The organism is Microbacterium sp. HD4P20 (assembly GCF_019449275.2).
GTDB lineage: Bacteria > Actinomycetota > Actinomycetes > Actinomycetales > Microbacteriaceae > Microbacterium.
The window spans coordinates 241,069-268,002 of sequence record NZ_JAHZQZ020000018.1; the positions used below are offsets into that span (position 1 = coordinate 241,069).

The 26,934-nt window shown below is 70.0% G+C and carries 21 protein-coding genes; 12 read left to right on the top strand and 9 right to left on the bottom strand.

The window, feature by feature from the left end; all coding sequences use genetic code 11:
- Positions 1–227: 227 nt before the first annotated feature.
- The 6 genes from K0817_RS14465 (at position 228) to K0817_RS14490 (ending at position 5,773) form a co-directional block, all read left to right on the top strand.
- Positions 228–917 carry a hypothetical protein gene (locus K0817_RS14465; RefSeq protein ID WP_219982228.1) on the top strand — a complete coding sequence of 230 codons (690 nt, stop codon included), beginning with the start codon at positions 228–230 and terminating at the stop codon, positions 915–917.
- Positions 910–1,206 carry a transcriptional regulator gene (locus tag K0817_RS14470; RefSeq protein WP_219982229.1) on the top strand — a complete coding sequence of 99 codons (297 nt, stop codon included), beginning with the start codon at positions 910–912 and terminating at the stop codon, positions 1,204–1,206. The genes K0817_RS14465 and K0817_RS14470 overlap by 8 nt, the downstream gene beginning before the upstream one ends.
- A complete protein-coding gene (locus K0817_RS14475; RefSeq protein ID WP_219982230.1) occupies positions 1,203–2,117 on the top strand; it encodes an ABC transporter ATP-binding protein in 915 nt (304 codons plus the stop codon). Before K0817_RS14470 ends, K0817_RS14475 begins: the two co-directional genes overlap by 4 nt.
- Complete coding sequence (locus K0817_RS14480) at positions 2,114–2,890, top strand: ABC transporter permease (RefSeq protein ID WP_219982231.1); 777 nt, start codon at positions 2,114–2,116, stop codon at positions 2,888–2,890. Before K0817_RS14475 ends, K0817_RS14480 begins: the two co-directional genes overlap by 4 nt.
- A gap of 118 nt (positions 2,891–3,008) precedes the next feature.
- Positions 3,009–3,845 carry an aldo/keto reductase gene (locus K0817_RS14485; protein WP_219982232.1) on the top strand — a complete coding sequence of 279 codons (837 nt, stop codon included), beginning with the start codon at positions 3,009–3,011 and terminating at the stop codon, positions 3,843–3,845.
- A gap of 17 nt (positions 3,846–3,862) precedes the next feature.
- Entirely contained in the window at positions 3,863–5,773 is a 1,911-nt protein-coding gene (locus tag K0817_RS14490; protein ID WP_219982233.1) for a thioredoxin domain-containing protein, read from the top strand.
- 3 nt (positions 5,774–5,776) lie between these two features.
- On the opposite strand, the gene K0817_RS14495 is transcribed toward K0817_RS14490, so the two are convergent.
- Complete coding sequence (locus tag K0817_RS14495; RefSeq protein WP_219982234.1) at positions 5,777–7,501, bottom strand: phospholipid carrier-dependent glycosyltransferase; 1,725 nt, start codon at positions 7,499–7,501, stop codon at positions 5,777–5,779.
- Between the two features lie 23 nt (positions 7,502–7,524).
- Here K0817_RS14495 and rsmI point away from each other — a divergent pair, with 23 nt between their 5' ends.
- Positions 7,525–8,343, top strand: coding sequence for a 16S rRNA (cytidine(1402)-2'-O)-methyltransferase (gene rsmI, locus K0817_RS14500; RefSeq protein WP_219982235.1), 819 nt, complete (start codon positions 7,525–7,527; stop codon positions 8,341–8,343).
- 11 nt (positions 8,344–8,354) lie between these two features.
- Here rsmI and K0817_RS14505 read toward each other — a convergent pair whose 3' ends face one another.
- From K0817_RS14505 to K0817_RS14525, 5 genes are all read right to left on the bottom strand, one after another.
- Positions 8,355–10,541 (bottom strand): glycosyl hydrolase 53 family protein, encoded by a 2,187-nt coding sequence (locus K0817_RS14505; protein ID WP_253735407.1) that lies wholly within the window; start codon positions 10,539–10,541, stop codon positions 8,355–8,357.
- A gap of 39 nt (positions 10,542–10,580) precedes the next feature.
- Positions 10,581–11,492, bottom strand: coding sequence for a sugar ABC transporter permease (locus tag K0817_RS14510; protein WP_219982236.1), 912 nt, complete (start codon positions 11,490–11,492; stop codon positions 10,581–10,583).
- Positions 11,492–13,123 carry an ABC transporter permease subunit gene (locus K0817_RS14515; RefSeq protein ID WP_219982237.1) on the bottom strand — a complete coding sequence of 544 codons (1,632 nt, stop codon included), beginning with the start codon at positions 13,121–13,123 and terminating at the stop codon, positions 11,492–11,494. The genes K0817_RS14510 and K0817_RS14515 overlap by 1 nt, the downstream gene beginning before the upstream one ends.
- 78 nt (positions 13,124–13,201) lie before the next feature.
- On the bottom strand, positions 13,202–14,431 hold the full coding sequence (locus K0817_RS14520) for an extracellular solute-binding protein (RefSeq protein ID WP_219982238.1): 1,230 nt from the start codon (positions 14,429–14,431) through the stop codon (positions 13,202–13,204).
- Positions 14,424–16,478 carry a beta-galactosidase gene (locus K0817_RS14525; protein ID WP_219982239.1) on the bottom strand — a complete coding sequence of 685 codons (2,055 nt, stop codon included), beginning with the start codon at positions 16,476–16,478 and terminating at the stop codon, positions 14,424–14,426. Before K0817_RS14525 ends, K0817_RS14520 begins: the two co-directional genes overlap by 8 nt.
- Before the next feature lie 212 nt (positions 16,479–16,690).
- On the opposite strand from K0817_RS14525, the gene K0817_RS14530 reads away from it, so the two are divergent.
- The 3 genes from K0817_RS14530 to K0817_RS14540 all read left to right on the top strand — a co-directional run bounded on the left by K0817_RS14530 (position 16,691) and on the right by K0817_RS14540 (position 20,450).
- A complete protein-coding gene (locus K0817_RS14530; protein ID WP_219982363.1) occupies positions 16,691–17,695 on the top strand; it encodes a LacI family DNA-binding transcriptional regulator in 1,005 nt (334 codons plus the stop codon).
- A gap of 165 nt (positions 17,696–17,860) precedes the next feature.
- Complete coding sequence (gene metG, locus K0817_RS14535) at positions 17,861–19,441, top strand: methionine--tRNA ligase (protein ID WP_219982240.1); 1,581 nt, start codon at positions 17,861–17,863, stop codon at positions 19,439–19,441.
- A 115-nt stretch (positions 19,442–19,556) separates the two neighbouring features.
- Positions 19,557–20,450, top strand: a complete 894-nt coding sequence (locus tag K0817_RS14540) for a TatD family hydrolase (RefSeq protein ID WP_219982241.1) — start codon at positions 19,557–19,559, stop codon at positions 20,448–20,450.
- On the opposite strand, the gene K0817_RS14545 is transcribed toward K0817_RS14540, so the two are convergent.
- Together K0817_RS14545 and K0817_RS14550 are read right to left on the bottom strand one after the other, a co-directional pair.
- The gene (locus K0817_RS14545) at positions 20,429–21,706 is read right to left on the bottom strand and encodes an MFS transporter (RefSeq protein ID WP_219982242.1); all 1,278 of its coding nucleotides are present in this window, start codon (positions 21,704–21,706) and stop codon (positions 20,429–20,431) included. The two genes, K0817_RS14540 and K0817_RS14545, sit on opposite strands and share 22 nt — an antisense overlap.
- A gap of 72 nt (positions 21,707–21,778) precedes the next feature.
- The gene (locus K0817_RS14550; protein ID WP_219982243.1) at positions 21,779–23,236 is read right to left on the bottom strand and encodes a sugar porter family MFS transporter; all 1,458 of its coding nucleotides are present in this window, start codon (positions 23,234–23,236) and stop codon (positions 21,779–21,781) included.
- A gap of 153 nt (positions 23,237–23,389) precedes the next feature.
- Between K0817_RS14550 and rsmA the strand changes: the two genes are divergently transcribed.
- Positions 23,390–24,250, top strand: coding sequence for a 16S rRNA (adenine(1518)-N(6)/adenine(1519)-N(6))-dimethyltransferase RsmA (gene rsmA / locus K0817_RS14555; protein WP_219982244.1), 861 nt, complete (start codon positions 23,390–23,392; stop codon positions 24,248–24,250).
- Between the two features lie 103 nt (positions 24,251–24,353).
- On the top strand, positions 24,354–25,292 hold the full coding sequence (locus K0817_RS14560) for a phosphodiesterase (protein ID WP_219982245.1): 939 nt from the start codon (positions 24,354–24,356) through the stop codon (positions 25,290–25,292).
- Here K0817_RS14560 and K0817_RS14565 read toward each other — a convergent pair.
- Positions 25,219–26,844 (bottom strand): stealth conserved region 3 domain-containing protein, encoded by a 1,626-nt coding sequence (locus K0817_RS14565; protein WP_219982246.1) that lies wholly within the window; start codon positions 26,842–26,844, stop codon positions 25,219–25,221. The two genes, K0817_RS14560 and K0817_RS14565, sit on opposite strands and share 74 nt — an antisense overlap.
- Positions 26,845–26,934: the final 90 nt, after the last annotated feature.

The following is a 26,934-nucleotide window of genomic DNA, read 5'->3' on the forward strand; positions in this document are numbered from 1 at the left end:
GTTCGCCACACATGTACGCGAAACGCGGCGATTCCCGTGCATCTGTGACGAACGAACCGCGTTGGTGTTGCGTCGCAGAGTACTTTGCGATACAAAGTCAGCGTGGTCGAAACGGCACAAACCCGTACTGGTCGGGCGGCCGCCGCGCCACGGGGGCGCGGTGCGCTCGCGTGGGGACGGGGGCTGCCGTCGCTGGCCGTCGCCTTCCTTCTTGCGAACGGAGCATGATGAGATCTCCGGAATCCCCCGATGACGGCGCCGAGCAGCCGGCCGATGTCGCCGCGATGCTCGACCTCATCCGCTCCGAACAGGACCGGATGAGCAGGCGGCTCGCCGCCGGAGTGCCCGCCATCCTGCTCGCGTGGGGGATCGCGTGGTTCGTCGGGTTCCTGCTGCTGTGGCTCATCGACGGCGCGCGGCCCGTGGTCGCGATTCCCGTGGCCGTGGCGGCCAGCGCGTTCGCGCTGCTCATGACCGGTGCCATCGTGGTCAGCGCGGTCATGGGCGCCCGCATGGGCCGCGGCATCCGTCCCGCACCGGGCGCGGCATGGACGGGCACGGTGTACGGCCTGACGTGGCCGGTCGGCTTCCTGGCGATCCTGGCGCTCGGGCGGGCGCTGATCGTGAACGGGATGGCGCCCGAGCTGTCGAGCATCTACTACCCGACGGCCTCGACGATCTTCGTCGGGATCATGTACGTGCTGGCGGGCGCGATCTGGCGCAATTGGCAGTCCATCGCCATGGGCGGCTGGTTCATCGTCGTCGCCGCGATCGCACCGTTCTTCGGGTACCCCACTCACTACCTGGTGTTCGCGATCGCCGCCGGCGGAGTCTTCCTCTTGGGCGCCCTCGTGGCATGGCTGTGGCAGCGCGAGAGCGGGCGTCGTCCGGTCGTCGCCGAGGACATCGATGAGTGAGCTCGACCCCGTCATCCACGCCGCGGCGCGGCTGCGAATCACGGCGGCGCTCGCGACGCTGCACGTGGACGAGAGCATCACCTTCCCGCGTCTTCAGGAGTTGCTGGGAATGACCGCGGGAAACCTCTCGACCCATGTGCGCAAGCTCGAGGAGGCTGGCTACGTCGCCGTCGAGAAGACGCACCGAGGCCGCACCCCGACCACCTACCTGTCACTCACCAAGCAGGGACGACGTGCCTTCGAGGACTACGTCGAGACCCTCCGATCCGTTCTGGGAGAACAACCATGACCCTTGCCGAGTTCGACCACGTCACGCGGCGCTACGGCGACGTCGTGGCGGTCGATGACATCTCGCTCACCATCGACGCCGGCACCCTCGTGGGCCTCTTGGGGCCCAACGGCGCCGGCAAGACGACGCTGCTCTCGTTGCTGCAGGGCCTGCGCCGGCCGTCCGCCGGTACGGTGACCCTCTTCGGCGGAAGCCCGCAGGATCCCCGGCGCCGTACGATGCTCGGGACCACGCCGCAGGAGACGGCCCTGCCCGAGACTCTGCGTGTGGGCGAGGTCATCGATTACGTCGGCGGTCACTTCGCCGATCGCGTGCCCACGGGTGAGCTCGCGGAGGAGTTCGGCCTCGCCGAGATGCTCCGTCGTCAGTGCGGCGCGCTGTCGGGCGGGCAGAAGCGGCGCCTGGCCGTCGCGCTCGCCTTCGTCGGCCGCCCGCGGCTCGTGCTCCTGGACGAACCCACCACGGGGCTCGACGTCGACGCGCGACGAACGCTGTGGGCGGCCATCCGGCGCCAGCACGAGGCCGGTGCCACCGTCGTCATCACCAGCCACTACCTCGAAGAGATCGAGGCGCTCGCCCAGCGCGTGATCGTGGTCGGCGAGGGCAGGATGCTCGCCGACGACACGGTCGCCCGCGTGGTGGCGCGCGTCGGGGTCGGACGCGTCCAGCTCTCCAGCTCCGAGCCCGAGCGCATCGCGCAGCTGGCGAGCGTCGTCAAGCACGAACGGTTCGAGGGGCGTGAGATCTTCACGGTCACCGACGCCGACGCCTTCGTGCGCGAGCTGGTCGGATCCGGGCTGGCGTTCCGCAACCTCACCGTGCGCGGCGCGACGCTCGAAGAGGCCTTCCTCGCGCTGACCGAATCCCGTGTCGCGGACGAATCCCACCGAAAGGCCGGCAAGGCAGCATGACCACCATCACAGCACGGCCCGTCTCGACGGCCCGGCTCACCTTCCTGCACGCCAAATACGTGTTGATCGAGACGCTCCGGGTACCCATCGCGGTGATCGGCACCCTGGTCTTCCCCGCGCTCGCCCTCCTGTTCTTCGTCGTGCCGCAGCGCGTCGTCGCCGACAACCCCGAGTTCGCGACACAGGCGGTGATCTCGCTCTCGGTCTTCGCCGTGATGTCGAACGCTCTCTTCTCGTTCGGCCTGAACATCTCCGAGAGTCGCGAGAAGCCGTGGGATCCGTACCTGCGGACGCTGCCGGCTCCGGGCACCGCGCGCGTGCTGGCGCAGATCCTCTCCACCGGTGTGCTGGGGCTCATCGCGATCGTTCCGGTCATCGTGGTGGGCGGCCTGCTCACCGCGGCTGAGGCATCCCCCGCTCGCCTCCTGGCAGGCCTGCTCGCTCTCACCGTCGCCTCGCTCCCCTTCATGCTCATCGGCAGTGCGATCGGCTATGCGCTGCCCTTCAAGGCAGCGATCGCGGTTGTACAGATCGTGATGTTCTCGCTCGCCTTCATCGGCGGATTGTTCCTGCCGCCGGCGATGTTCGCGCCGTGGCTGGACGCCATTTCGCGCTTCACTCCGTCGCGCGAGGCTCGCGAGTTCGTGATCTGGGCGGTCCAGGGCGGACCGCTGGAGTGGTGGGTGTGGGTCGGAATCGTGGTGTGGACGGTCGCGTCCTTCGCGCTCGCGGTCACGCTGTTCCGGCGCGATCAGGGCCGCCGCTTCCGCTGACGCTCCTCACCAGATCAGGTGATTTCGCCGGCGTAGGACGTTTCGGCCGGATTCGTCCTACCGTGGTGAAATCACCTGATCTCGCTGCGGGACGTGGCGGCGCTCGTAGGCTGGGAGCATGACGATTCCCACCCTCACGCTCAACGACGGTCACACCATCCCGCAACTCGGCTACGGCGTCTTCCGGGTGCCCGCCGCCGACACCGAGCGTGCGGTCTCGGAGGCGCTCGAGGTCGGCTACCGGCACATCGACACCGCTGCGATCTACGGCAACGAAGAGGGCGTCGGCGCCGCGATCGCCGCGAGCGGCATCGCACGCGATGAGCTGTTCGTCACGACCAAGCTGTGGAACGACCGTCACCACGGGGACGAGCCGCGCTCGGCGATCCGCGAGAGCCTCGACAAGCTCGGGCTCGACCGCGTCGACCTGTACCTGGTGCACTGGCCGACGCCCGCGAAGGACGACTACGTCCACGCGTGGGAAAGGCTGGTCGAGCTGCGCGAGGCCGGTCTCACCCGCAGCATCGGCGTCTCGAATCACCTGGTGCCGCACCTGGAGCGCATCATCGCGGCGACCGGTGTCGTGCCCGCCGTGAACCAGATCGAGCTGCACCCGGCGTACCAGCAGCGCGACATCACCGACTGGGCCGCGGCCAACGAGGTCAGGATCGAGTCGTGGGGACCGCTCGGCCAGGGCAAGTACGACCTCTTCGGTGCCGAGCCGGTGGCCGCGGCCGCCCAGGCGCACGGCAAGACCCCGGCCCAGGCGGTGCTGCGCTGGCATCTGCAGAAGGGGTTCATCGTCTTCCCCAAGTCGGTGCGGCGCGAGAGGCTGGAAGAGAACCTCGACGTGTTCGACTTCGAGCTCACATCCGACGAGGTGGCCGCGATCGACGCGATGGACCCGGGCGACGGGTCGGGCCGCGTGAGCTCCCACCCCGACGAGGTGAACTGACGGAGGGACCGGATGCCATGAACCCCCGCCTCGCGGAAGCGACCAGCCCGTATCTGAGAGCCCACGCGGGCAATCCGGTCGCGTGGTTCCCGTGGGGCGAGGAGGCGTTCGCACAGGCGCGCGCCCGTGATGTTCCGGTCATGGTGTCGATCGGGTACTCGACGTGTCACTGGTGCCACGTGATGGCGCGCGAGTCGTTCGAGGATGCCGACACCGCGGCCGACCTCGACGCCGGCTTCGTGGCCGTCAAGGTCGACCGTGAGGAGCATCCCGAGGTCGACGCCGCCTACATGGCCGCGGCCTCCGCATTCTCGCCGAGCCTCGGCTGGCCCCTCACCGTCTTCGTGACGCCGCAGGGGCGCCCGTTCTACGCCGGCACCTACTATCCGCCAGAGCCGCGGGCGGGGATGCCCTCGTTCCGCCAGGTGCTCGCGGCGGTGCGCGAGGCCTGGACCGAGCGCCGGGACCAGATCGACGGGACTGCGGATGCCGTCGCCGACGCACTCGCCGACGTCCGCGGTGCGACCGGCTCCGGGAGTCCCGATTCCGACAGAGCCGATGCGCTGACAGCAGCCGAGGTCGCCGAGGCCGCGCGCACGCTCGCCGGGCGGGAGGATCCCCGGTACGGCGGCTTCGGCGATCCTGAGTCGGCCGCGCCGAAGTTCCCGGTCGCCACGGCGCTGAGGTTCCTGCAGACGCGGCTGGTGCGCGAGGCGGCGGCCGAGGCGTCCGCCGTCGCCGACCGGGCCCTGGCCGCCATGTCGGCCTCGCCGCTGCGCGACCCCGTCGAGGGCGGGTTCTTCCGCTACGCGACGCGCCCGGACTGGACGGTGCCGCACTACGAGCGCATGCTCACCGACAACGCCCAGTTGCTCGATGTGGCGACGGACGCGGGAGCCGGCGACATCGCCCGCGGTGTCGCGGCGTTCCTCATCGACGTGCTGCAGCAGCCCAACGGCGGCTTCGGTGCCGCGCAGGACTCCGAGTCATGGATCGGCGGGGAACGGAGCGAAGGCGGATACTACGCGCGGGATGCGGCGGGCCGTGCCGACCTGAAGCCCCCGGCGGTCGACGGCAAGGTCGTGACGGGCTGGAACGGGCTGGCGATCGGCGCCCTCGCCCGCGCCGGCGCGCGCTACGTCCAGGAGAGCTGGCTGGAGTCCGCCCGGTGGGCGGCCGACGCGGTGCTCGAGACCAATACGACGCCCGACGGACGCCTGCTGCGGGCCTCCCTCGACGAGATCCCTTCGGCGGCCGCTGCGACGCCCGCCGACTACGGGCAGTTCGCGGCGGGGCTGGCCGCACTCGCGGTTGCCACCGGAGAAGTGGCCTACGCGGTGCGGGCGCGAGAGCTGGTCAATGCGTGCGTGAATGACGACGGCGTGGTGGCGGTGCCCGGCGGCGGCGATCCGGTCCTCGCGGCCCAGGGCATCGGGGCGCCGGATGCTGCGTCCGACGGCGACGAGCCCTCAGGCCGGGCCGCGCTCGCCGAGGCCGCTGTGGCACTGTGGCTGCTCGGGGCCGGCGACCGCTACCGTGCCATCGCCGAGCGCGTCGTCTCGCCCCACGTGCGGGCCGCGCTCGCGCAGCCCCTCGCATACGGGGCACTGCTGCGGGTGGCGGCGACGCTTGCCACGCCGCCGCGGCAGGTCGTGATCGTGCTGCCGGATCCGGAGCCGGCGGTCGCGGGCGGAGCAGAATCGGCGGCGCCGGGTGCCGCGCGCGGTACGGGTCTCGTGTCGGCGGGCCGTGGCATCCCTTCCGATCTCTTCATCGTGCTCACGCAGCGCCTCGCGGGCGCGTGGAGCGACGCGGGGTTCGCGCTGCTTGCCGAGAAGACCACGCGCGACGGGTTGCCGACGGCGTACGACTGCCGTGACTTCGCGTGCCGGCTGCCGGTGACCGATCCCACCGCACTCGGGGGCTGAAACTCAGATCCAGGTGGGCAGCCAGTTGTGCAGCCGCCAGAAGTCGTACGGCACTGTCATCGCCGAGATCACCGGGTACCAGAACGCCGCCAGCAGCAGCGCCACCCCGAGGAACACCAGCACGAGGCGCTGCCCGGTGTGCCGGCGATCATCGTCGGCACTGCCGGATGCCGCGATCCGCTGCAGCGCGAACGTCAGTGCGAGGAGCAGGAACGGCAGCATCAGCACCGTGTAGAACTGGAACACCGTGCGCTCGGGGAAGAAGAGCCAGGGTACGTAGGTCACGACGATCCCCGTGAGCACGAAGGCGTGGCGCCAATCGCGCGCGACCACGAAGCGGTACGCCAGGTACAGCACCGCGGCCACCCCGGCGTACCAGACCAGGGGATTGGGGATGCTCGACACCACCTGCGAGCAGCCGCTCGCCGCGGTGCAGCCGTCGACCCCGAGCGCGTCGTGGTGGTAGTACATGCCGGTCGGTCGCACCAGCAGCGGCCACTGCCACGCCGGACTGGCATAGGTGTGGCCCGACGTGATGCCCGCGGCGGAGTTGTACATGGTGACGTGGAACTGCCACAGGCTCTGCAGCGGCAACGGCACCCACGAGAACAGCCCGGTCGCAGGGTTCGCGTCGGCGACGTGGCGATCGTAGCCGCCGTCGGTCACGAGCCACCCGGTCCACGAGGCGAGGTAGACCACCGTGGCGATCGGGACGAGGAGGACGAAGCTCACTGCGCCCTGACGCAGGGCGTCTGTCGGCCAGAGCGCCACGCCCGCCCGGCGGCGGGCGAGTGCGTCGGTCACGACGAGGTAGACGCCCAATCCCGCGAGCACCCACACGCCCGACCACTTGACTGCGCACGCGGCACCGAGGGCCGCGCCGGCGGCGAGGATCCACGGCCGGTTCCACAGCAGCGGACCCCAGCTGGCTGTTGAGGAGAGCGGGGGCGTGTCGCCTTCGACCCGGGCGGCGACCGACTCGGCGATGCGCGCCATGGTGCGTTCCCGGTCGACCAGCACGAACAGGAACGCGAGCAGCACGAAGAAGGTGAGTGACGTGTCCAGCAGCGCCACGCGGCTCATCGAGATGGCCAGTCCGTCGACCGCCATGAGCAGCCCCGCCACGACGGCGAAGGTGGTGGAGCGGGTGAGGCGGCGCGCGATCAGCATGAGCAGCAGCACGGCCGCCGTGCCGAGGAGCGCCGTCGTGATGCGCCATCCCCACCCCGAACCCGGGCCGAACGCGAGCATGCCCAGGGCGATGATCCACTTGCCGAGCGGCGGATGGATCACGAACGTGGGGTCGGTCGAGAAGACGCCGACGTCTCCGGACAGGAAGCTCGCGTTGCCGTCCTCCGGCCAGGACCCCTCGTAACCCAGCTGCAGCATCGTCCAGGCGTCTTTGACGTAGTACGTCTCGTCGAACTGGTTCATCAGGTCGTGCGCGGCGCCGAGGTTCCACAGGCGCGCCACGGCGGCGAGGACGACGACGAGAGCCGGGCCCAGCCACCGGTACAGCCGCTGTGCGCGAACGTCGCTGTTCACATGTCGCGAGAACCGGTCATACAGGCTGGGCCGTGCCGGCCGGCGGGCCGGCCGGGGGAGGAGCGGTGCGGCAGGCTGGGCGGCGCTGTCCTGGTCGGCGCTGTCCTGGACGGCACTGTCCTGGACGGCAGCTGGCTGATCGGCAGTCGGCTGATCGACAGCGGGCCGAGGGGCGTCCGTCACCCGGCCAAGTCTAGGCTGAGGGCGTGATCATCCTCGCGGCGACGCCGATCGGAAATCTCGGGGATGCCTCGCGCCGCCTCGTCGAGGCGCTCGAGCAGGCGACGACCGTCGCCGCGGAGGACACGCGCACGACGCAGCGTCTGCTGGCGGCACTCGGAGTGGCGAACCGCCCGCGGCTCATCGCGCTGCACGATCACAACGAGAAGGACCGCGCCCCCGAGCTCGTCGAGTTGGCGCGGACGCAGGACGTGCTGGTGCTCAGCGATGCGGGCATGCCGACGGTGAGCGACCCCGGCTACGGTGTCGTGGCGGCCGCGGCGGCCGCGGGCGTCGAGGTCACCGCGATCCCCGGGCCGAGCGCGGTCGTCACTGCGCTCGCGGTGTCGGGGCTTCCCACCGACCGCTTCACGTTCGAGGGCTTCGTGCCGCGCAAGCACGGCGAGCGCATGGGAGCGCTTCGCCTGCTCGCCGCCGAGCCGCGCACCATGGTGTTCTTCGAGGCGCCGACACGCGTCGCAGCGACGCTCGTCGACATGGCGACCGCGTTCGGCGCCGACCGGCGCGGTGCCGTGTGCCGTGAGCTCACGAAGCTGCACGAGCAGGTCGTGCGCGGCACGCTGGCCGAGCTGGCGACGTGGGCCGAGGGCGGCGTGCGCGGCGAAGTCGTGGTCGTCGTGGAGGGCGGCGCGGCGCGCGAGGTGCCGTTGGCCGACGCGGTCGCGCAGGTGCGGGCACTCGTCGGCGACGGCGTGCGGCGCAAGGATGCCGCGGCAGAGGTGTCGGGTCTCACCGGCCATTCCAGCCGCGAGCTCTACCAGGCCTCGCTGTCGGGTCCGGCATAGCGGTCCTTGTGCTACTTGACCTTCTTCAGCCGATGGAGCGCCTTGTCGACGAGCTTGGTGGCGGCCTTCACGTCGGCGGCCGTCGCCGTCGAGCCGGCGAGCACGACGTCGCCTACCGCGACCGCTTCGTCGAGGCGTGCCAGCGAGGCATCCGTGTACCGATCGCGGTCGACGGATGCCGCGGCGGCGAGCGCCTGCTCCAGTGACGTCGTATCGGCTTTTTCCCCGCCGAGGGAGGCCTCGTCGATGAGGCGCACGTCGTCGAGAACCCCCCAGGCACCGGCCGCGAGCGAGAACTCGGCCGAGATCTCGACCACACCGTCTGCGCCGACCACGATGCCGGGCACCTGGGCGGTGTGGAAGTCGTTCCACACCGTGAGTTCCACCGGCGCACTCCACGAGCCCGCCGATGTGGTGGCCCGCAGCGACCGGGTGTCGGTGGCCGGACTGTTCGTGCCCTGCGTGGTCGCCCGCAGAACGTACGTGCCGGCGGGGACGCCGGTCACCGTCTGCGACGCCGTCGCCTCATAAGCCGACCCGTTCCAGAACGTCACGGCATGGTCGCCCGCGTAGGCGTCGGCGGTCTGCTGGCGCGCGGCGGGGCCGGTGAGAGACCACGCGGTCATGTCGTCGTTCTCGAACCCGGGATTCACGATGTGGTTGGGTGCCTCGACGGTCACAGCGGCCGTCACGGCGAAGCCGGACTCGGTCGTGCCGGGGATGGAGTACTGCCCCGGGCCGCGGATCCAGTCGATGGCGTCGCTCCACCGCACCGCGTGGTGCTCGGTCGTGCCGTCGTTGAACTCGACCGCGAGCGTCGCAGGAAGCGCGATCGGCGAACCGTCGACGACGGTCACGTCCACCTCTTCGATCCCGACGATCTCGCGCGGTGCCACGGCGCCGGTGCGCACGTACGAGAACGTCCTGAGCGATTCGAGCGGCGTGCCGTCCCACGCGAACAGCGCCTGGTTGTCCCACGCCGAGCCGCCGTACGAGTCTCCGACATGGAGCGGGTCGTAGTCGCCGGCCGCGCTGGTCGCCCAGCCCGACCCGAACTGCTCCCACAGCACGCTGTTCGCCTCGACCTCGGAGGCCGGTCCGACCGGCAGCCAGGCCGGCTCCCAGTAGTAGACGCCGATGCCGGCATCGCCGACGGCGGCGACTGCCGCGATCACGTCGCGCAGCTGCCACGCCTGGCCCTGCACGCTCACCGGGTACTGGCCGGTGGTGCCGCTCGCGCCGATGACGTTCGGATAGCCGTCGCCGTCTTCCAGCGTGTGCGCCCAGCTGGTCTCGGCGACCATCACCTGCTTGCCATAGGTCGTCGCGACCTCCGACAGGACCGTGGTGAGGTTGTCGATCGTGCCGTGCCAGTACGGGTAGTACGAGCTTGCGAACACGTCGTAGTCGACCTCGAAGGCATCCAGCCCCGACGCGTACGCCGCATAGCGTCCCGATGTCTCGGGGTTGGTGAAGTGCACGGCGACGAGCGCGTCAGGCAGCACTTCACGCACGGCGGCGCTTCCGGCCGAGACGAGCGCCGCGAACTGCGCATCGATCTCACGGCCGGGGCGGGTGTGCCCGGCGATGGCGTTGTTGGTCTCGTTGCCGATCTGCACCATGCGCACGTCGACGCCGGCATCTTCGAAGCGCTGCAGTGCGTCGACGGTGAAGTCGTGCAGCGCGGTGACGGTCTCGCCGTCGCTGAGCGCCGCCCACGCCTTCGGGACGAGCTGGCGTGCCGGGTCGGCCCAGAAGTCGGAATAGTGGAAGTCGACGAGAGTGTCCATGCCCGCCGCGGTCGCACGCTGCCCGATCTCGACGGCGCGCGCGACGTCGACGGTGCCGCCGCCGTAGCCGCGGCCGGCCTCGTCGTACGGGTCGTTCCAGACGCGGACGCGCACCGAGTTCACGCCGTTCTCGGCGAGCACGTCGAACAGGTCGGCCGGCTGACCGGCGGCATCCCGGAACACGACGCCGCTCTCTTCGAGGGACAGCACCGTCGACACGTCGACGCCCATCGCGAATTCGTCGTCGAGGCCCTCGACCTTGTCGACGAAGATGCCGGCGTCCACCGGCGCGTCCTCGGCAGAGTCGGCCGCTGAGGCGGTCAGTGCGCCGCCCGCGACGAGAGCGACGGATGCCGCGCCCGCCGCCAGTGCGGAGGCGACGGTGCGGGTGCGGTCTGAGGTGCTCATGAGTTCTCCGATCGACGTTGATCAGGGGTGCGCCGGGCGTCAGCCCTTGACGGACCCCGCGGTGAGGCCGCCGACGATGTAGCGCTGCAGCGACAGGAACAGGACGAGGACGGGGATCGCCGCGATGACGGCGCCAGCGGCGAACAGCCCCCAGTTGGAGGCGAGCTGGTTCGAGACCCACTGGTACATGCCGACCGCGAGGGTCCAGTTCTCTTCCGAGACCAGCACGATCTTGGCGATGATGTAATCGCCGAAGGCAGCGATGAACGCCAGCAGCGCGACCACGGCGAGGATCGGGGTCACCAGCGGCATGATGAGCCGCCAGAAGATCTGGGCGTGCGTCGCGCCGTCGATCTTGGCCGACTCGTCGATCTCGATGGGCACGGTGTTGAAGAACCCGTACATCAGAAACGTGTTCACGCCCAGCGCACCCCCCAAGTACACGCAGATCAGCGCGATCTTGGAGTTGAGCCCGAGCGCCGGCACGACCTCGCCGAGCGCCAGCAGCATGAGGAAGATCGCGACGAAGGCGAGCGCCTGCGGGAACATCTGAATGATGAGCAGTCCGGTCAGGCTCGCCCGGCGGCCCGAGAAGCGGAAGCGCGAGAACGCGTAGGCTGCCGCCGCGCCCATGAGCACCGCGCCGATCGCGGCGACCCCGCCGATGAGCAGGGTGTTGCCCGCCCACGTCCAGAAGCGGGTCTCGCCCAGGGCGGCGTAGTTCGACAGGTCGAGAACGCTGAAGAGGGCGTTGCTGGCGGCGAGGGTGCCGCGCGGGTTCAGCGAGGCGGACAGCACGTACACCAGCGGGAAGATCGAGTAGAAGATCACCACGACGGCCAGCAGGTACTTCCAGCCGACCTCGACGAGCCAGCGGCGGCGGCGCGACCGCTGGCGATCGCCGGGCGCGGGGCGAGTGGTGGAGGCGGTGACGGCAGTGGCGGTGGACATCACTGGAACTCCTCGAGCTTGCGGGTCTGGCGGAAAGCGACCGCTGAGATGGCGCCGACGACCGCGAACACCAGGATCGACAGCGCGCTGGCGAGGCCGTAGTCGGCGGCGCCGCCCGAGACCCCCGAGATGTCGTAGATCGCCGAGATCAGGATGTCGGTGGCCCCGAGTGCGTACGGCGCTCCAGGAATCGCGGGTCCGCCGTTGTTGAACATGTAGATCACGGTGAAGTTGTTGAAGCTGAACGCGAACGACGAGATCAGCAGCGGCGCCGTGGCCACCAGCACGAGCGGCAGGATGATCGAGCGCAACTGTCGCGTGCGTCCGGCGCCGTCGAGCTGTGCCGCCTCGAGCGTGTCGGGAGGCAGCGCCTGCAGCGCCCCGGTGCACACCAGGAAGTAGTACGGGTAGGTGAGCCACAGGTTCACCCAGATCACCGCGCCGCGCGCCAGCCAGGGGTCGCCCAGCCAGTTGATGTCGGCGCCGAAGAAGAAGAGGTCGTTGATCACGCCGAACTCGGCGTTGAACATGCCGCGGAAGAGCAGGGCGGACATGAAGGCGGGGAACGCGTACGGGAGGATGTACAGGGTCCGCAGGAACCGTCTGCCCTTGAGTCGTGCGTCGTTGTAGATGAGGGCGAGGAGCAGCCCGAGCGCGAACGGCAGCACCACCGAGAGGATCGCGAAGACGAAGGTCCACACGGTCACCGCGAGCAGCGTCTGGGCCAGCATGGGGTCGGTGAACAGCCGCAGGAAGTTGTCGAATCCGACATTGACGTACCACCCGGTGGGCAGCGCGGTGCCGTCGTCCGACACGAACGAGCCGCGATCGTCGGCGCTGTAGACCGTGCCCGTTGTCGTGTCGGTGATGGTCTGCGCGTCGGCATCCCAGACGAGCGTCGATTCGTAGACCGCGCCCGAAGAGCCGTCGCGCGTGCGGATCGAGCCATCGTTCGGGTCGTCCGAGACCGGCACGCGCAGCGAGGCGATCTGCTCCTGGAGAGCGGGGTCGGTGATGACCGTCGTGCGCGGCACCACCGTCCAGCCGGGAACCTCGGTCGGCACGCCCCCCGCGCCCACTTCGGCGTCGCGTGCCTCGCTGAGCGGCTCGATCGCCGAGCCGACCTGCACGTCGCCGTCCTCGTCGACGATGGCGAAGCCGAGCTCGCCACCGAGTCGTTCCACGACCGACAGTGGGAAGGTGGGGGAGTCGTCGATGCGCCGCTCGCCCTGGATGAGGGCCGCTTCCACGGCCTGCTCCTGGGTGCCCGCATGACCGGTGCCGTAGTTGGTGAACGCGATGTACGCGGTGTAGGCGAAGATGAACACCTGGAAGACCAGCAGGAACACCAGGCCCGGGAGCAGATACTTCAGCGGCAGCGCGCGCTTTGTGAAGTAGACCACGTCGGCGGCCAGCAGCAGCACCAGCGTCGCGCCGAAGACGACCCACGACTCCGCGCGGAAGGCGCTGATCAGCGCCATCACGCCGAAGGCGTTGACCAGAGCCATGAGCGCGATCTTGGCGAGGAACCCCCAGCCCGGTCCGCGCCAGCGGCGCGCGTGCGATTCGCCGCCCGGCGTGCCGGTGGTCTGGGGCGGCGAGGCCGGCGTGGTGGGTGCGTCCACCGTCATGCTGTTGCTCCTGTCGCTGTGCGCGGTCGGTGGGGGCCGGAGGGCGGGGAGAGGCACTCACCCGCCCTCCGGCGGCTTTCAGCCGGCGACCGTCGCCTCGAGGTCGGCGACCATGGTGTTCCACGTCGACACCGGGTCGGCGCCGTTGATGATCTGCGACTGCGCCGCGTTCCACAGGTCCCACACCGACCCCATCTCGGGGATGCTCGGCATCGGCACGCCGGACTGCGCCGAAGCCAGGAAGCCCGCGATGATCGGGTCGGAGGCGACCTCCTCGGCGAGGGTCGACCACGCCGGGATGCGCGGGTCGGCCTCGTACAGGGCCCGCTGTGCGTCCTCAGTGCCCATGTAGTTGACGAGGAACTCCTGCGCCAGCAGGGCGTTGTCGGACTGCGAGCTGAGGTAGAAGCCCTGGACGCCCACGAACGGCGCGGCCGGCTGGCCGCCCGCCGACGGGATCGGGTTCACCGCGACGTTCACATCGGGGTAGGCGCTGATCGCCCACGGGCCCTGGATCGTGTAGGGGGCCTGGCCCGAGTTGAACAGCTCGTTGTTGATGTCGTAGTCGACGGTCGTCGAGATGTAGCCGGTGCCCGCGGAGCCGTTCGCGCCCAGCCACGAGGCGAACGCCTCGCCGGGGGCGCCGCCCATGCCGACCTCCGACGTGTACGAGCCGGAGTCGTCCTGCACGAACACGGGCGCGCCGAACGAGGTCTGGAACCCGTACATCGTGTAGCCGTCGCCGGTCTCGCCGTTCGTGTTGATGACGAAGGGGCGCTCGGCGCCCGATGCCAGGCCGCGGGCGATCATGTCATCCCACGACGACGGCGCCTCTTCGCCGACGAGGTCGACGTTCTGCACGAGCGCGATCGTCTCGAGCGAGTACGGCAGAGCGTAGAGCTGACCGTCGTAGGTCATCGCCTCGAGCGCCACCTCCTCGAATTCGGCGGCCTTGTCGCCGAGGTCGATGGTGTCGACGACGCCCGCCGCCACGAGGGCGCCGAGCCAGTCGTGCGCGCCGACGGTGATGTCGGGGCCCTCGCCGGTCGGGACCTGCGCGATGAAGTCGTTGCGCAGGTCTTCGAAGTTCTTCTGCACGAGGGTCACCGTGGCCCCGGTCTCCTCCTCGAACGCCGCCGCGGCATCCGAGATGGCCTGCTCGCGCTCCTCGTCGGTCCAGATGACGAGCTCGACGCCGCTGCCGTCGGCGTCGTCGCCCCCGCCGTCGTCGTTCGTGCCGCCGGTGCAGCCGGCCAGCACGACCGCGGTCGTGAGCGCCAGCGCTCCGAGTGCGATCTGCTTACGCATGTTGTTCCCTTTCGGTGGTGGTGGGTATTGCGGTGTGGTCGGTCGTGCGCACCACGGCGACGCCGCCTGCGGGCACGGTCAGCGCGCCGTCGACGTGGACTCCGGTGAGCAGCTCGACTCCGGTGGCGGCGAGGCTGAGCGGCTCGTCGCGGTGGTTGATCGCGACGACGAATTCGGCGTCCGCGCTGCGGCGGACGACGACCTCGAGACCTTCGGGATGATCGGATGCCGCCACGCCGGCGTCGGCGTAGACCTCGGCCATGACGGTGCGCAGGCTGCCGGCATCCAGTCGGGTGCTGATGTACCAGCCGCTACCCGCCCCGTGGCGGTGGCGCGTGATGGCGGCACCCTCGGCGCCGGGACCGTCGACGTAGGACCCCAGGGGCTCGGCGCCCTCGAGGACCAGGTCCTCCTGCCACGCGTCGGCAATCAGGGTGGCGGGGGCCGAGCCGGCCCAGCGCACCTCGTGACGGGCACCCTCGCGAAGGGGAAGGAACTCCTCCACCACCAGCCCGAGGGCCTCTCGCAGGGGCGCCACGAATCCGCCGGCGTGCACGGCGTCGTTCTCGTCGACGATCGCCGAGAAGAACGAGACCACGAGCGTGCCGCCGCCGGCCACGTAGTCGGTGAGGTTCGCGGCGTCGGCGGCGCTCAGCAGGTACTGGGCGGGCGCGATGACGAGCTTGTACTGCGACAGGTCCTGGCCGGGGAGGGCGAAGTCGACGGTGATCCCGTCGCGCCACAGTGCCTCGTAGAACGCCCGGATGCGCTCGGCGTGAGAGACGTCCACCGACGGTCGCCACTCGAGGTCCTGCGCCCAGAAGGACTCGAAGTCCCACAGGATCGCGGCATCCGCTTTCACGCGTGACCCGCGGAGCTCGCCCAGCCGGTCCAGCCCGGCGCCGAGCTCGACGACCTCGCGCCAGACCCGGGACGAGGTGCCGGCGTGCGGGATCATCGCCGAGTGGAACTTCTCGGCGCCCGAGCGCGAGGCCCGCCACTGGAAGAACAGGATCGCGTCGGCGCCGCGCGCCAGGTGGGTGAGCGAGTTGCGGGCCATCTCGCCGGGCCGCTTGGCCACGTTGCGCGGCTGCCAGTTGACCGCCGACGTGGAGTGCTCCATGAGGATCCAGGGCTTGCCGCCGCCCACCGAGCGCGACAGGTCGGCGGCGATCGCCAGTCCGATCTCGCCCTCGGGGTCGGCTGCCCACAGGTAGTGGTCGTCCGAGACGATGTCGACCTCGCGGGCCCACGCCCACATGTCGGTCGTCCAGCTCTGGTTGGCCATGAAGTTCGTGGTGACGGGCTGCGACGCGTGGGCGCGGATCGCGTCGCGCTCGGCGATGAAGCACTGGCGCAGCTGGTGGTCGGTGAATCGCGCGAAGTCGAGCCGCTGCGCGGGGTTCACGACCGACGGTGCGGCCGCCGGTGCGCCCACGTGCTCCCATTCGCCGTAGCGCTGGCCCCAGAAGGCGGTGCCCCACGCGGCGTTGAGGGCCTCGAGCGTGCCGTACTTCGCCTGCAGCCACCCGCGGAAGGCCCGTACCGACTGCTCCGAGAAGTCCTCGCCCACGGGCACGCCGTACTCGTTGTGCACGTGCCACAGCACGACGGCGGGATGGGAGCCGTAGCGCTCGGCGAGCGCGCCGGCGATGCGGACGATGGCGTCCCGGTAGGCCGGCGACGAGTGCGAGGCCATGCCCCGCGCGCCGAAGCCCATGACGGTGCCGTCGCGGGTCACGACGCGCGCGTCGGGGTGGTTCGCGAAGAACCAAGCCGGGGGAGAGGCGGTGGGCGTGCCCAGATCGACGGCGATGTCGTTGGCGTGGAGCAGGTCGAGCAGCTCGTCGAGCCACGCGAAGTCGAAGACGCCCTCGCTGGTCTCCAGCAGTGCCCACGAGAAGATACCGACGCTGACGAGGTTGACGCCCGCCTCGCGCATGAGGGCGACGTCTTCGCGCCAGACCTCCCGGGGCCACTGCTCGGGGGTGTAGTCGCCGCCGTAGGCGATGCCCCGGATCTCGGGCCAGCGGTCGGGCGAGGTCATGGACGCTCCATCGGGTCGAAGGTAGGACTCGGTCGATCGGCGCGACGAGCCGTCGCGGACTGTGACCGGTCACAGTTCTACCTGAGATGAATGCCGCGATGCACGGCGCAGCCGGCAACCGTTACGCAACTGTGACCGGTCACAGTCCGCATCGTGTCGGGACGGTCTCGACGCCTGCGGGCGGGGTAGAGTCACTCGACGTGGAGGAGACGATGTCCGTGCGGCGCAAGCCGACGATCCGCGACGTGGCCGCGGCGGCGGGCGTATCGCGCGGGACGGTGTCGCGCGTCATCAACGGTGGGCACTGGGTCTCGCCCGATGCCCGCGTGGCCGTCGAGGACGCGATCCGCCGCACCGGTTACACCGCCAACCACGCCGCTCGCAGCCTTGCGACAGGCCGGGCCGGGTCGCTGGCCTTCCTCCTGACCGAGCCGCAGCACCTGCTGTTCGATGATCCGACATTCGCCCTGCTTCTTCGCGGGGCGGCCGAGGCCCTCGCTCAGCGGTCCATGACACTGGTGCTGCTCGTGGCCGGCACGCCGGCCGAGCGGGCCAACGTCGCGCACTTCGTCAGCGCCGGCCACGTCGACGGTGTGCTGCTGATCTCGTCGCACGAAGCCGACCCGCTCGTCGAGCAGCTGCTCGGAGCCGGCATGCCCACCGTGTGCTGCGGCATCCCGCTCGGTCACGACACCCCGGTGCCGACGGTCTCGGTCGACGAGATCGGGTCGGCCCGCGAGATGACGCGCTACCTGCGCGAGCGCGGTCACCGGCGCATCGCCATGATCGCCGGGCCGCACGACACCCCGGGTGGCCGCTTCCGCCTCGTCGGCTTCCGTGACGAGATGGGCGCTGATTTCGACCCCGGCCTCGTGGAAGAAGGCGATTACAGCCAGGACTCGGGCGCCGCCGCGATGTCGCGGCTGCTCGAGCGCACGCACGACATCGACGCCGTCTTCGCGGCGAGCGACCTCATGGCGGCGGGCGCGATCGCGGCGATCCACCGTGCCGGCCTGCGCGTCCCCGGCGACATCGCGGTGGCAGGCTTCGACGACTCGGGGCTGGCCGCGACCCACCAGCCCCCGCTCACCACGATGCGTCAGCCCTGGGATCGCCTCAGCGAAGAGATGGTGTCGCTCCTGCTGCGCGTGATCGATGGCGCCGAGGCGCAGCCCATCACGCTGCCGACGACCCTCGTCGTCCGCGCGAGCGCCTGAACCGGCGTCGCGCCCGCCGCCCCGCCCCACGGTTCGTTCGTCACATACGTACGCGATCCCGCCGTTTCAGCGTGCATATGTGACGAACGAACAGGGTGGGGAGGGGATGCCGGGGCCCGCTGTCACAGCGCCGGCCGAGGGATCCGCTCGAACTAGACTCGTCGGGTGACTTCCGGCCGCCAGTCCTTCTACATCACGACGCCGATCTATTATCCGAGCGACGTGCCCCACATCGGCCACGGCTACACGACCGTGGCCGTCGACACGCTCGCCCGCTGGCACCGCCAGGCGGGCGACGACACGTGGATGCTGACCGGCACCGACGAGCACGGCCAGAAGATGATGCGCGCGGCCTCGGCCAACGGCGTGACGCCGCAGGAATGGGTCGACAAGCTCGTCACCGAGGCGTGGTTCCCGCTGCTGGAGACGCTGGACGTCGCCAACGACGACTTCATCCGCACGACCCAGGCTCGCCACGAAGAGCGCGTGCAGCAGTTCGTGCAGGCGATCTACGACCGCGGGTACATCTACGCGGGCGAGTACGAGGCGCTGTACTGCGTGGGCTGCGAGGAGTTCAAGCCCGAGTCCGAGATCGTCGACGGAACCGGCGCCTTCGAGGGCCTCAAGGTCTGCGCCATCCACTCGAAGCCGCTGGAGCTGCTGCAGGAGAAGAACTACTTCTTCAAGCTCAGCGAGTTCCAGGACAAGCTGCTCGAGCTGTACTCGAGCGTGCCCGACTTCGTGCGCCCGGATTCGGCGCGCAACGAGGTCGTCTCGTTCGTCAAGAACGGGCTGAAGGACCTGTCGATCTCGCGTTCGGCGTTCGATTGGGGCATCCCGCTGCCGTGGGACGAGAGCCACGTCATCTACGTGTGGGTCGACGCTCTGCTCAACTACGCCACCGCCGTCGGCTACGGCTCCGATCCGGAGGAGTTCGCGCGCCGCTGGCCGGCCTATCACGTGGTCGGAAAGGACATCCTGCGATTCCACGCCGTGATCTGGCCCGCGATGCTGATGGCGGCCGGCGTCGAGGTGCCCAGGGGCGTGTTCGCGCACGGCTGGCTGCTGGTGGGCGGCGAGAAGATGTCGAAGTCGAAGCTCACCGGCATCGCGCCGACCGAGATCACCGACGTGTTCGGCTCTGACGCGTACCGCTTCTACTTCCTGTCGGCGATCGCGTTCGGGCAGGACGGCTCGTTCTCGTGGGAGGACCTCTCGGCCCGCTACCAGGCCGAGCTGGCGAACGGGTTCGGCAACCTGGCCTCACGCACGACAGCGATGGTCGAGCGCTACTTCGAAGGCGTCGTACCCCCGGCCGGCGAGTATCTCGAGGAGGATCTTGCCATCCAGAAGACGGTGGCGGATGCTGCGGCCACCGCCGACGCCGCGATGGAGCGGTTCCGCATCGACGAGGCGATCACCTCGATCTGGACCATCGTCGACGCGCTGAACCTGTACATCACCGAGAACGAGCCGTGGGCTCTCGCGAAGGACGACGCCCAGCGCGAGCGCTTGGGCACCGTGCTGTACACGGCCGCTGAGGGCCTGCGCGCGCTGGCCGTGCTGTTGTCGCCGGTGATGCCGGTCTCGACCGAGAAGCTGTGGATCGCCCTGGGTGCGGCCGAGTCGCTCGGGCGCCTGCAGGATCAGCCGATCCGCGACGCCGGCGCGTGGGGCCTCCTGAAGCCCGGCACGTCGGTGAACGGCCTGGCACCGCTCTTCCCGCGCGTCGAGCAGTCGGTCTGAGACCGGCTCGAGGCATCCGTGTCCCGAATTCTCCCCTTCATGTCCCCTTCTCTCCCTTCGATGTCCCGAAATCCACCGCTAGAGGCGCGGCCAGAGCGAGAAAGTGGGACACGCTGTGGCTGAGAGCGTTGATCCGAGCAACTACGTGCGCACGCGCTCCCGGGAAGGGCGTGGCGACGTGCGCTGGCCCGAGCCGCCCCAGCCGCTGGCCATCCCCGTGTACGACAACCACGCGCACCTCGAGATCGAGGACGGCGAGGAGCCGTTGAGCCTCGACACGCAGCTGCAGCGCGCGGCGGACGTGGGGGTCGCGGGCGTCGTGCAGGCCGGTGGCGACATCGACTCGAGCCGCTGGTCGGCGTGGGCCGCGGCATCCCGCCCCAACGTCCTGGCAGCCGTCGCCATTCATCCCAACGAGGCGCCGGCCTACGCGGCGGCCGGCCGCCTGGGCGAGGCGATCGCCGTGATCGACGAGCTGGCCGCACAGCCGCGGGTGCGTGCGATCGGCGAGACCGGGCTGGATTTCTTCCGCACCGGCCAGGACGGCCTCGCGGCGCAGTTCGAGAGCTTCGAAGCCCACATCGCCCTGGCCAAGAAGCACCGCATCGCGATGCAGATCCACGATCGCGACGCCCACGATGCGGTGCTCGAGACGCTGCAGCGCGTGGGCGCTCCCGATCGCACGGTGTTCCACTGCTTCTCGGGCGACGTCGCGATGGCGCAGATCGCCGCCGAGCGCGGGTACTACCTGTCATTCGCCGGCAACGTCACCTTCAAGAACGCGCAGAGCCTGCGCGATGCACTGAAGGTGACGCCGCGTGAGCGGATCCTGGTCGAGACGGATGCCCCGTTCCTGACGCCGACGCCGCATCGAGGGCGCCCGAACGCGCCGTATCTGATCCCCGTGACGGTGCGGTTCCTGGCCGTCCAGCTCGAGGTCGAGCTGGACGAACTGTGCGCCCAGCTGGCCGCGAACACGCTGGAGGTCTACGGCGCCTTCGACGACTGACCCGGGCCGGAGTCGACAGGGTCGCCGCCCACGACGGGTTTGGCCGCTGCAATGTGCGAGATCGAGCGCCACACCAGCAAGAGCGTGAGCGCCGAGCCGCCGAACGCGAACCACCACGGCGCCGTCAGGCCCCACGTCTGGGCGAGCAGGCCGCCGATGAACTGCCCGATCACCAGGCCACCGAAGACGCCGACCATGTTCACCGAAGCGATGCGGCCCTGCAGCTCCATCGGCACGAGGCGCTGGCGTACCGTCGTCGAGATCGTGCCCCACACGAACGCGTAAGCACCGAAACCGAACATGAGCACGAACGCGACCCACGGTGTCGTCGTGAGCGCGAACCCGAGGTGCATCAGCACCTCGAGCGAGAGGCATACGCGCATCAGAGTCGCGAAAGACACGTGGCGCTCGAGCCAGCCGAAGCTGCCGATCGCGATCATTCCGCCGATCGCTGTCGCCGTGGTCAGCGCCCCGTACCCGACGGCGCCCATGTTCAGATGCTCGGTGGCATACAGCACGAGCACGCCCCACGGCGCGGCCCACGTCACGTTGAAGACCAGGATGATCAGCACGAGGGTGCGCACCGGCGGGTTGCCGCGCAGCCACCGCAGTCCCTCGCGGATCGCGTGGGAGGTGCGCACGGGCTCTTCGCGCCGCGGAAGCGGTGTGCGGGCGATCCGCGAGATGAGCACGACGGCGAGCGTCACGCACAGGATCTGCACGAGGAACGGCCAGAACGAGCCGATCGCGAACAGGAAGGCGCCCAGCGGGGGACCGACGAGCTGGTTGCCCACCAGGTAGCCTGCTTGCAGGCGCGCATTGCCGATGCCGAGGTCGGTGGGCCGCACGAGCATCGGCAGCAGCGTGCTGCCGGCCGAGTCCGCGAAGACCTCGGCGGTGCCGTAGAGGAAGGCCGTCGCCAGCACGATCCACACATTCGCGTGACCGGTGACCAGGAACACCACCAGCGCGCTGACGATGATCGCCCGCAGGCCGTTGGCCAGCATCACGAGCCGACGGCGATCGTGATGGTCGGCGACCGCGCCGGCGAGCAGGCCGAACAGCAGCCACGGCAGGAACTGCATCATCGCGCCGGCGGCCACCAGGAGCGGCGAGGAGGTCATCGAGGCGATCAGCAGCGGCGCCGCCGAGAGGGCGATGCCGTCGCCGATGTTGCTGGTCCACGACGAGGCGAGCAGCCAGCGGAAGTCCCTGCCCAAGCGGCGGGGTGCGATCAGTTCGCCGAGCGAGGGCATCCGTCCATCCTACGACGCGGACGTCCTTGCGACCGGCTCCCTCCGCCGACGAGGCGGGGGGCGAGCACCTCGCTACGGCGCCGCAGTCTCCGGCGCGACGGCAGCTTTCGGCTCCGCACCGTCGAGCATCGATTCCAGGGTCCGCCCCTTGGTCTCACGCACGTACTTGATGACGAAGAAGATCGCGACGAACGCGAAGAACGTATACACGCCATAGGCGAGTCCCAGCCCCACCGCGGCGAGGGCCGGGAAGGTGGTGGAGATGACGAAGTTCGCCGCCCATTGGGCGGCTGCGGCGACCGACAGGGCGACAGCGCGAATCCGGTTGCTGAACATCTCGCCCAGCAGGACCCACACCACCGGCCCCCATGACGCGCCGAAGAACACGACGTACAGGTTCGCCGCCAGGAGCGCGGTCGTCCCCGCCGCACCTTCCAGGACCGGTTCGCCGTTGACGATCGGCGCGGTGGCGAAGACCACCGTCAACACCGCGAGGCACACGAACTGGCCCATCGCGCCGATGAGCAGCAGTGGTCGCCGCCCCACCTTGTCGATCAGCATGATCGCGATGATCGTCGTGACGATGTTGGTCACCGAGGTGATGACCGTGATGGTGAGCGAATCCTGCTCGGTGAAGCCCACCGCCTGCCACAGCGTGGACGAGTAGTAGAAGATCACGTTGATGCCGGTGAACTGCTGCAGCACCGACAAGCCGATGCCGATCCAGACGATCGGGAGCAGGCCGAACTTCGAGCCGCGCAGGATCGAGAACCGCGGCCTGTCGGGCTTTCCCTGCACGGTCTTGAGGATGTCGGTCGTGGTCTTCTCGACGTTCCCTCCGACGAAGCGGGTGAGCACGTCCTTGGCCTTCTGCATCTCTCCGCGTGCGATCAGATAGCGCGGGGACTCGGGGATCGTGAGCGCGAGCAGCCCGTAGATGACCGCGGGAACCAGTTCCGACAGGAACATCCAGCGCCACGCTTCCAGGCCCAGCAACCAGGGCGCCGTAGCGCTGCCGGCCGCCCCGACGATCGCCGCGTCGCCCAGCAGGGCCACGAAGATTCCCGAGACGATCGCCATCTGCTGCAGAGAGCCGAGACGACCGCGATGCGCGGGAGGCGACACCTCGGCGATGTAGGCCGGCGCGATCACCGAAGCCGCGCCGACGCCGAGGCCGCCGACGACCCGCCAGAACGAGAGGTCCCAGATGCTGAAGGCGAGCCCGCAGCCCAGTGCGCTGGCGACGAACAGGATCGCCGCGAGGATCATGACCCTGATCCGTCCGAACCGGTCGGCGATGCGGCCGGCGAACCACGCGCCGATGGCGCAGCCGATGAGCGCGGACGCGACTGCGAAGCCCAGCAGGAACGGACCGGCCCCGAACACCTCCCCGATCGCGCTGACGGCGCCGTTGATGACCGCGGTGTCGAAGCCGAACAGGAACCCGCCGAGAGCCGCCGTCGCGGCGACCAGCACCACGCGCGAGATCGGAACGGAGATGTCGGAGCCGGATGCCGGAGCCGAGGCCATGGGGAACCTCCTTGTTCGCGCCGCTGCCCACAGCGCACCGGCCGTGCGCCCACCCTGGCGCGGCACGCGCGACCGTGTCAAGCGATAGCCCGGGTCACGCACGGTGCAAGGCCCGCGGCCGGGTGCGCGCGCTGCGGTCGGTAGGGTGATCGCATGCCCGTGACACTCCTCGGCGCAGCGGAGATCCGCGCGCTGGCCGCCGAACTCGATGTCACGCCGACGAAGAAGCTGGGGCAGAACTTCGTCGTGGACGCTAACACGGTTCGCAAGATCGTGCAGGTCGCCGCGGTCTCGCCGGGGGAGCGAGTGGTGGAGGTCGGGCCGGGCCTGGGATCCCTCACGCTGGCGATCCTCGAGGCAGACGCATCCGTCACCGCCGTCGAGATCGATCACCGCCTCGCCGAGCGCCTTCCCGCCACCGCGGCTGCTCACGGCGTCGCCGACGGCGCGCTGACCGTGGTGGACGCCGACGCGCTGCGCGTGACCGAGCTGCCCGGCGACCCGACGGTGCTCGTGGCGAACCTGCCCTACAACGTGTCGGTGCCCGTGCTGCTGCACTTCCTCGAGACCTTCCCGAGCCTTCAGCGCGGTGTCGTCATGGTGCAGGCCGAGGTCGGGGAGCGGCTCGCGGCGCCGCCAGGGTCGAAGGTCTACGGGGCGCCGAGCGTGAAGGCGGCCTGGTACGGACCCTGGCGGCTCGCCGGAACCGTTTCGCGGCAGGTCTTCTGGCCCATGCCCAACGTCGACAGCGTGCTCGTCGCGTTCCGCCGTGACCCGGTTCTTCCGGGGGGCGAGAGCCCGCGCGGCGACGTCGAGCTGCGTCGGCGCACCTTCCGGATCGTGGATGCCGCGTTCCAGCAGCGGCGCAAGATGCTGCGGCAGGCTCTGGCCGCCGTCCTGGGTGGCACAGCCGCCGAGGCGACAGCCGTTCTCGAACGCGCCGGCGTCGCCCCCACGGCTCGCGGTGAGGAGCTCTCGGTCGACGATTTCGTGCGCATCGCGCTCGCCGTCTGATCTCGGCCATTCACGCAACGTTCACCGTGTTGCCAGGGTTGCCGCCCATCGCGGGGGTAGCCTGCGGGCAGGTCCCGGTGGTCGAGGCGAGGAAGACGACACGATGCGCACCGCAGAGTACCCCGCACCCGAGCGGATCCTGCTGCACTTGAGCGACACGCACCTGCGCGCAGGGGGTTCACGCCTCTTCGACACGGTCGATGGCGCTCACCGACTCTCGCGGGCGCTGGAGGCCGTGGAGGCCAGCGGCGTGCGCCCCGACGCGCTGATCTTCACCGGCGACCTTGCCGATCTCGGCGAGCCGGCCGCGTATCAGCAGCTCCGCGACCTCGTCGAACCGCTCGCCGAGCGCCTGGATGCGCAGCTGCTGTGGGTCATGGGCAACCACGACGACCGCGGCGCCTTTCGTGCGGGGCTTCTCGGCGAGCTTCCCGACACCGACGCGATCGACCGGGTGGACGAGCTCGACGGCCTGCGCGTGATCACGCTCGACTCGACGGTGCCCGGGCGCCACCACGGCGAGGTCACCGACGCCCAGCTGGAGTGGCTCGGTGATGCGCTGGCGACCCCCGCGCCACTGGGGACCGTTCTCGCGATGCACCACCCGCCCGTGCCCAGCGTGCTGCCGCTGGCGGCGAGCGTCGAGCTGCGGGACCAGTCGCGCCTTGCCGACGTGCTGCGCGGCACCGACGTGCGCGCGATCATCGCCGGCCATCTGCACTACTCGACCTTCGCGACCTTCGCCGGCATCCCCGTCTCGGTCGCCTCGTCCACCTGCTACGCGCAGGACCTCACGGTGCCCACCGGGGGCACCCGGCCTCAGGACGGCGCCCAGGCTTTCAACCTCGTGCACGTGTACGACCAGACCGTCGTGCACTCCGTCGTTCCCGTCGATGTCCCCAGGACGCTCGAGCACATCGACGCGGAGCAGGCGCGAGACCGGCTGCGGGTCGCGGGAATCCGGCCCCTCAGCGATGCACCCGCGGACGCCGCGAGCGTGCCGAGGGATGCGCCGACCGCGCCGATCGCACTGATCCGCTGAGTTCTTCGGCGACGGCCGAATCCGCGCGTTCCCATGGAGCCATGACCGGGAACATCCGCTCCAGGGCCGTGCGCATGGCCTCAACGCGGATCGCCTCGGGCACCTCCACCTCGCCGCCGTCGTTCAGGCAGAACATGTCGATGTCGGTGCGCTCCGCCAGCCGTCCGAGCCGGCGCAGTGACGCCGACAGCGTGGTTTGCACATACCGCACGCGCGGTCGATGCGTGGCGACCGCTCTCCCGGTCATGAGTGCGTAGTAGTGATAGAGGCTGTTGGTCACTGAGATGTCGGTGGCGGAGCGGAAGCGGGATGCCGCGGTGCGGGCGAAGTCCCCGGGGAAGGCCTGCTCGAGCTCGGCCATCACGCTCTTGCGCAGCGGCGTCGCGCAATGCTCGAGGTCGCGCACGATCGTGCGGCCGAAGCGCTCCCGCAGCAGCGCCCGGTTGACTCGGAGCCCGTTGTCGTGCCCGCTGCGGTGCGGGGCGGGCTCGCCGGCGCCGATCCGCACCTCGCACTCGACGAACTTGGTCACCCCGCCCGGTGTGAAGAACAGCTCCGGCTCGATGAGACGGCCGAAGAACATGTCGTCGTTGGAGTAGAGGAAGTGCTCGGCCAGACCCGGGATGCGGTGCAGCTGCGCTTCGACCGCGTGGGAATTGTGAGTGGGAAGCACTGACGGATCGGCGAAGAACTCCTCGCTGCGCACGATCGTCACCTTCGGGTGCTCGGTCAGCCATGCCGGAGCCGGAGAGTCCGTGGCGATGAAGATGCGACGCACCCAAGGGGCGTACATGTGCACGCTGCGCAACGCGTACTTCAGTTCGTCCACGTGCCGGTACCGCGCCGGGCCGTCGTCGCCGTCGCCGACGACGTATTCGGCCATCTGTGCGGCGCGCTGGCGCTGGAACTCCGTCGATGAGCCATCGACCCACGAGAAGACCATGTCGACGTCTGCGGTGAACTCGTGCGGCTGCGGGTCGAACATCCCGCTGATCGTGCGCCATGTCCGACCGTAACGCTCCACGGCCGTCACGTCGAGGTCGCCACGGGGCACGAGCCGACGCGTCAGCGCGTTGTCGCTGGGCGCCTCGAGCACGTCGTCCTGCTGCCGCCAGAACTCCAGGCGCGCGCCGAGCGCGGCGCCATAGCGCAGCGAGCCGTTCGCGCTCACGCGTGGGCGGTAGACCCGCACCACCGACGGCTCCGCACCGGGGAGGGTGGCCTCGCTCGCCAGCACGGGCGGGCGTCGCTTGGCCTTGACGTAGACCGGCTCGCGGTCGCACAGCGCGGCGAGCGCTGCGAAGGCGGCGTCCCGCGCGGCGACATCGACGACCAGGGCCGGAACCGCGCGGTCGTGGCGGATCAGCGTCACCTCGACCCCCGCGGCCTCGAGGGTCGACGCGACCAGGAGCAGATCGCCGATGCGCGCCTGCTCCGGTGTCACGGTGTCATGGACGATGTGCAGGATCCCGCGATCGAGCACGACATCACGACGATCGAGCAGATCGGACCACGGGTCCGGCTGCGGGGGGACTACCGACAGAGCGGGCATCGAAACCTCCTTCGCGGCGACACGGAAGATCCGGCTGTCCGAGAACCGGCGTGCGCGGCACGCTCGAGGGCGGGCCGGCTGCGGCCGGTA

What these genes read in the sequence shown, in the direction of transcription:
- K0817_RS14465 (WP_219982228.1), top strand. Translation starts at nt 228, where the DNA reads ATGAGATCTCCGGAATCCCCCGATGACGGCGCCGAGCAGCCGGCCGAT.
- K0817_RS14470 (WP_219982229.1), top strand. Translation starts at nt 910, where the DNA reads ATGAGTGAGCTCGACCCCGTCATCCACGCCGCGGCGCGGCTGCGAATC.
- K0817_RS14475 (WP_219982230.1), top strand. Translation starts at nt 1,203, where the DNA reads ATGACCCTTGCCGAGTTCGACCACGTCACGCGGCGCTACGGCGACGTC.
- K0817_RS14480 (WP_219982231.1), top strand. Translation starts at nt 2,114, where the DNA reads ATGACCACCATCACAGCACGGCCCGTCTCGACGGCCCGGCTCACCTTC.
- K0817_RS14485 (WP_219982232.1), top strand. Translation starts at nt 3,009, where the DNA reads ATGACGATTCCCACCCTCACGCTCAACGACGGTCACACCATCCCGCAA.
- K0817_RS14490 (WP_219982233.1), top strand. Translation starts at nt 3,863, where the DNA reads ATGAACCCCCGCCTCGCGGAAGCGACCAGCCCGTATCTGAGAGCCCAC.
- K0817_RS14505 (WP_253735407.1), bottom strand. Translation starts at nt 10,541, where the DNA reads ATGAGCACCTCAGACCGCACCCGCACCGTCGCCTCCGCACTGGCGGCG.
- K0817_RS14510 (WP_219982236.1), bottom strand. Translation starts at nt 11,492, where the DNA reads ATGTCCACCGCCACTGCCGTCACCGCCTCCACCACTCGCCCCGCGCCC.
- K0817_RS14515 (WP_219982237.1), bottom strand. Translation starts at nt 13,123, where the DNA reads ATGACGGTGGACGCACCCACCACGCCGGCCTCGCCGCCCCAGACCACC.
- K0817_RS14520 (WP_219982238.1), bottom strand. Translation starts at nt 14,431, where the DNA reads ATGCGTAAGCAGATCGCACTCGGAGCGCTGGCGCTCACGACCGCGGTC.
- K0817_RS14525 (WP_219982239.1), bottom strand. Translation starts at nt 16,478, where the DNA reads ATGACCTCGCCCGACCGCTGGCCCGAGATCCGGGGCATCGCCTACGGC.
- K0817_RS14530 (WP_219982363.1), top strand. Translation starts at nt 16,691, where the DNA reads ATGTCCGTGCGGCGCAAGCCGACGATCCGCGACGTGGCCGCGGCGGCG.
- K0817_RS14545 (WP_219982242.1), bottom strand. Translation starts at nt 21,706, where the DNA reads ATGCCCTCGCTCGGCGAACTGATCGCACCCCGCCGCTTGGGCAGGGAC.
- K0817_RS14550 (WP_219982243.1), bottom strand. Translation starts at nt 23,236, where the DNA reads ATGGCCTCGGCTCCGGCATCCGGCTCCGACATCTCCGTTCCGATCTCG.
- rsmA (WP_219982244.1), top strand. Translation starts at nt 23,390, where the DNA reads ATGCCCGTGACACTCCTCGGCGCAGCGGAGATCCGCGCGCTGGCCGCC.
- K0817_RS14560 (WP_219982245.1), top strand. Translation starts at nt 24,354, where the DNA reads ATGCGCACCGCAGAGTACCCCGCACCCGAGCGGATCCTGCTGCACTTG.
- K0817_RS14565 (WP_219982246.1), bottom strand. Translation starts at nt 26,844, where the DNA reads ATGCCCGCTCTGTCGGTAGTCCCCCCGCAGCCGGACCCGTGGTCCGAT.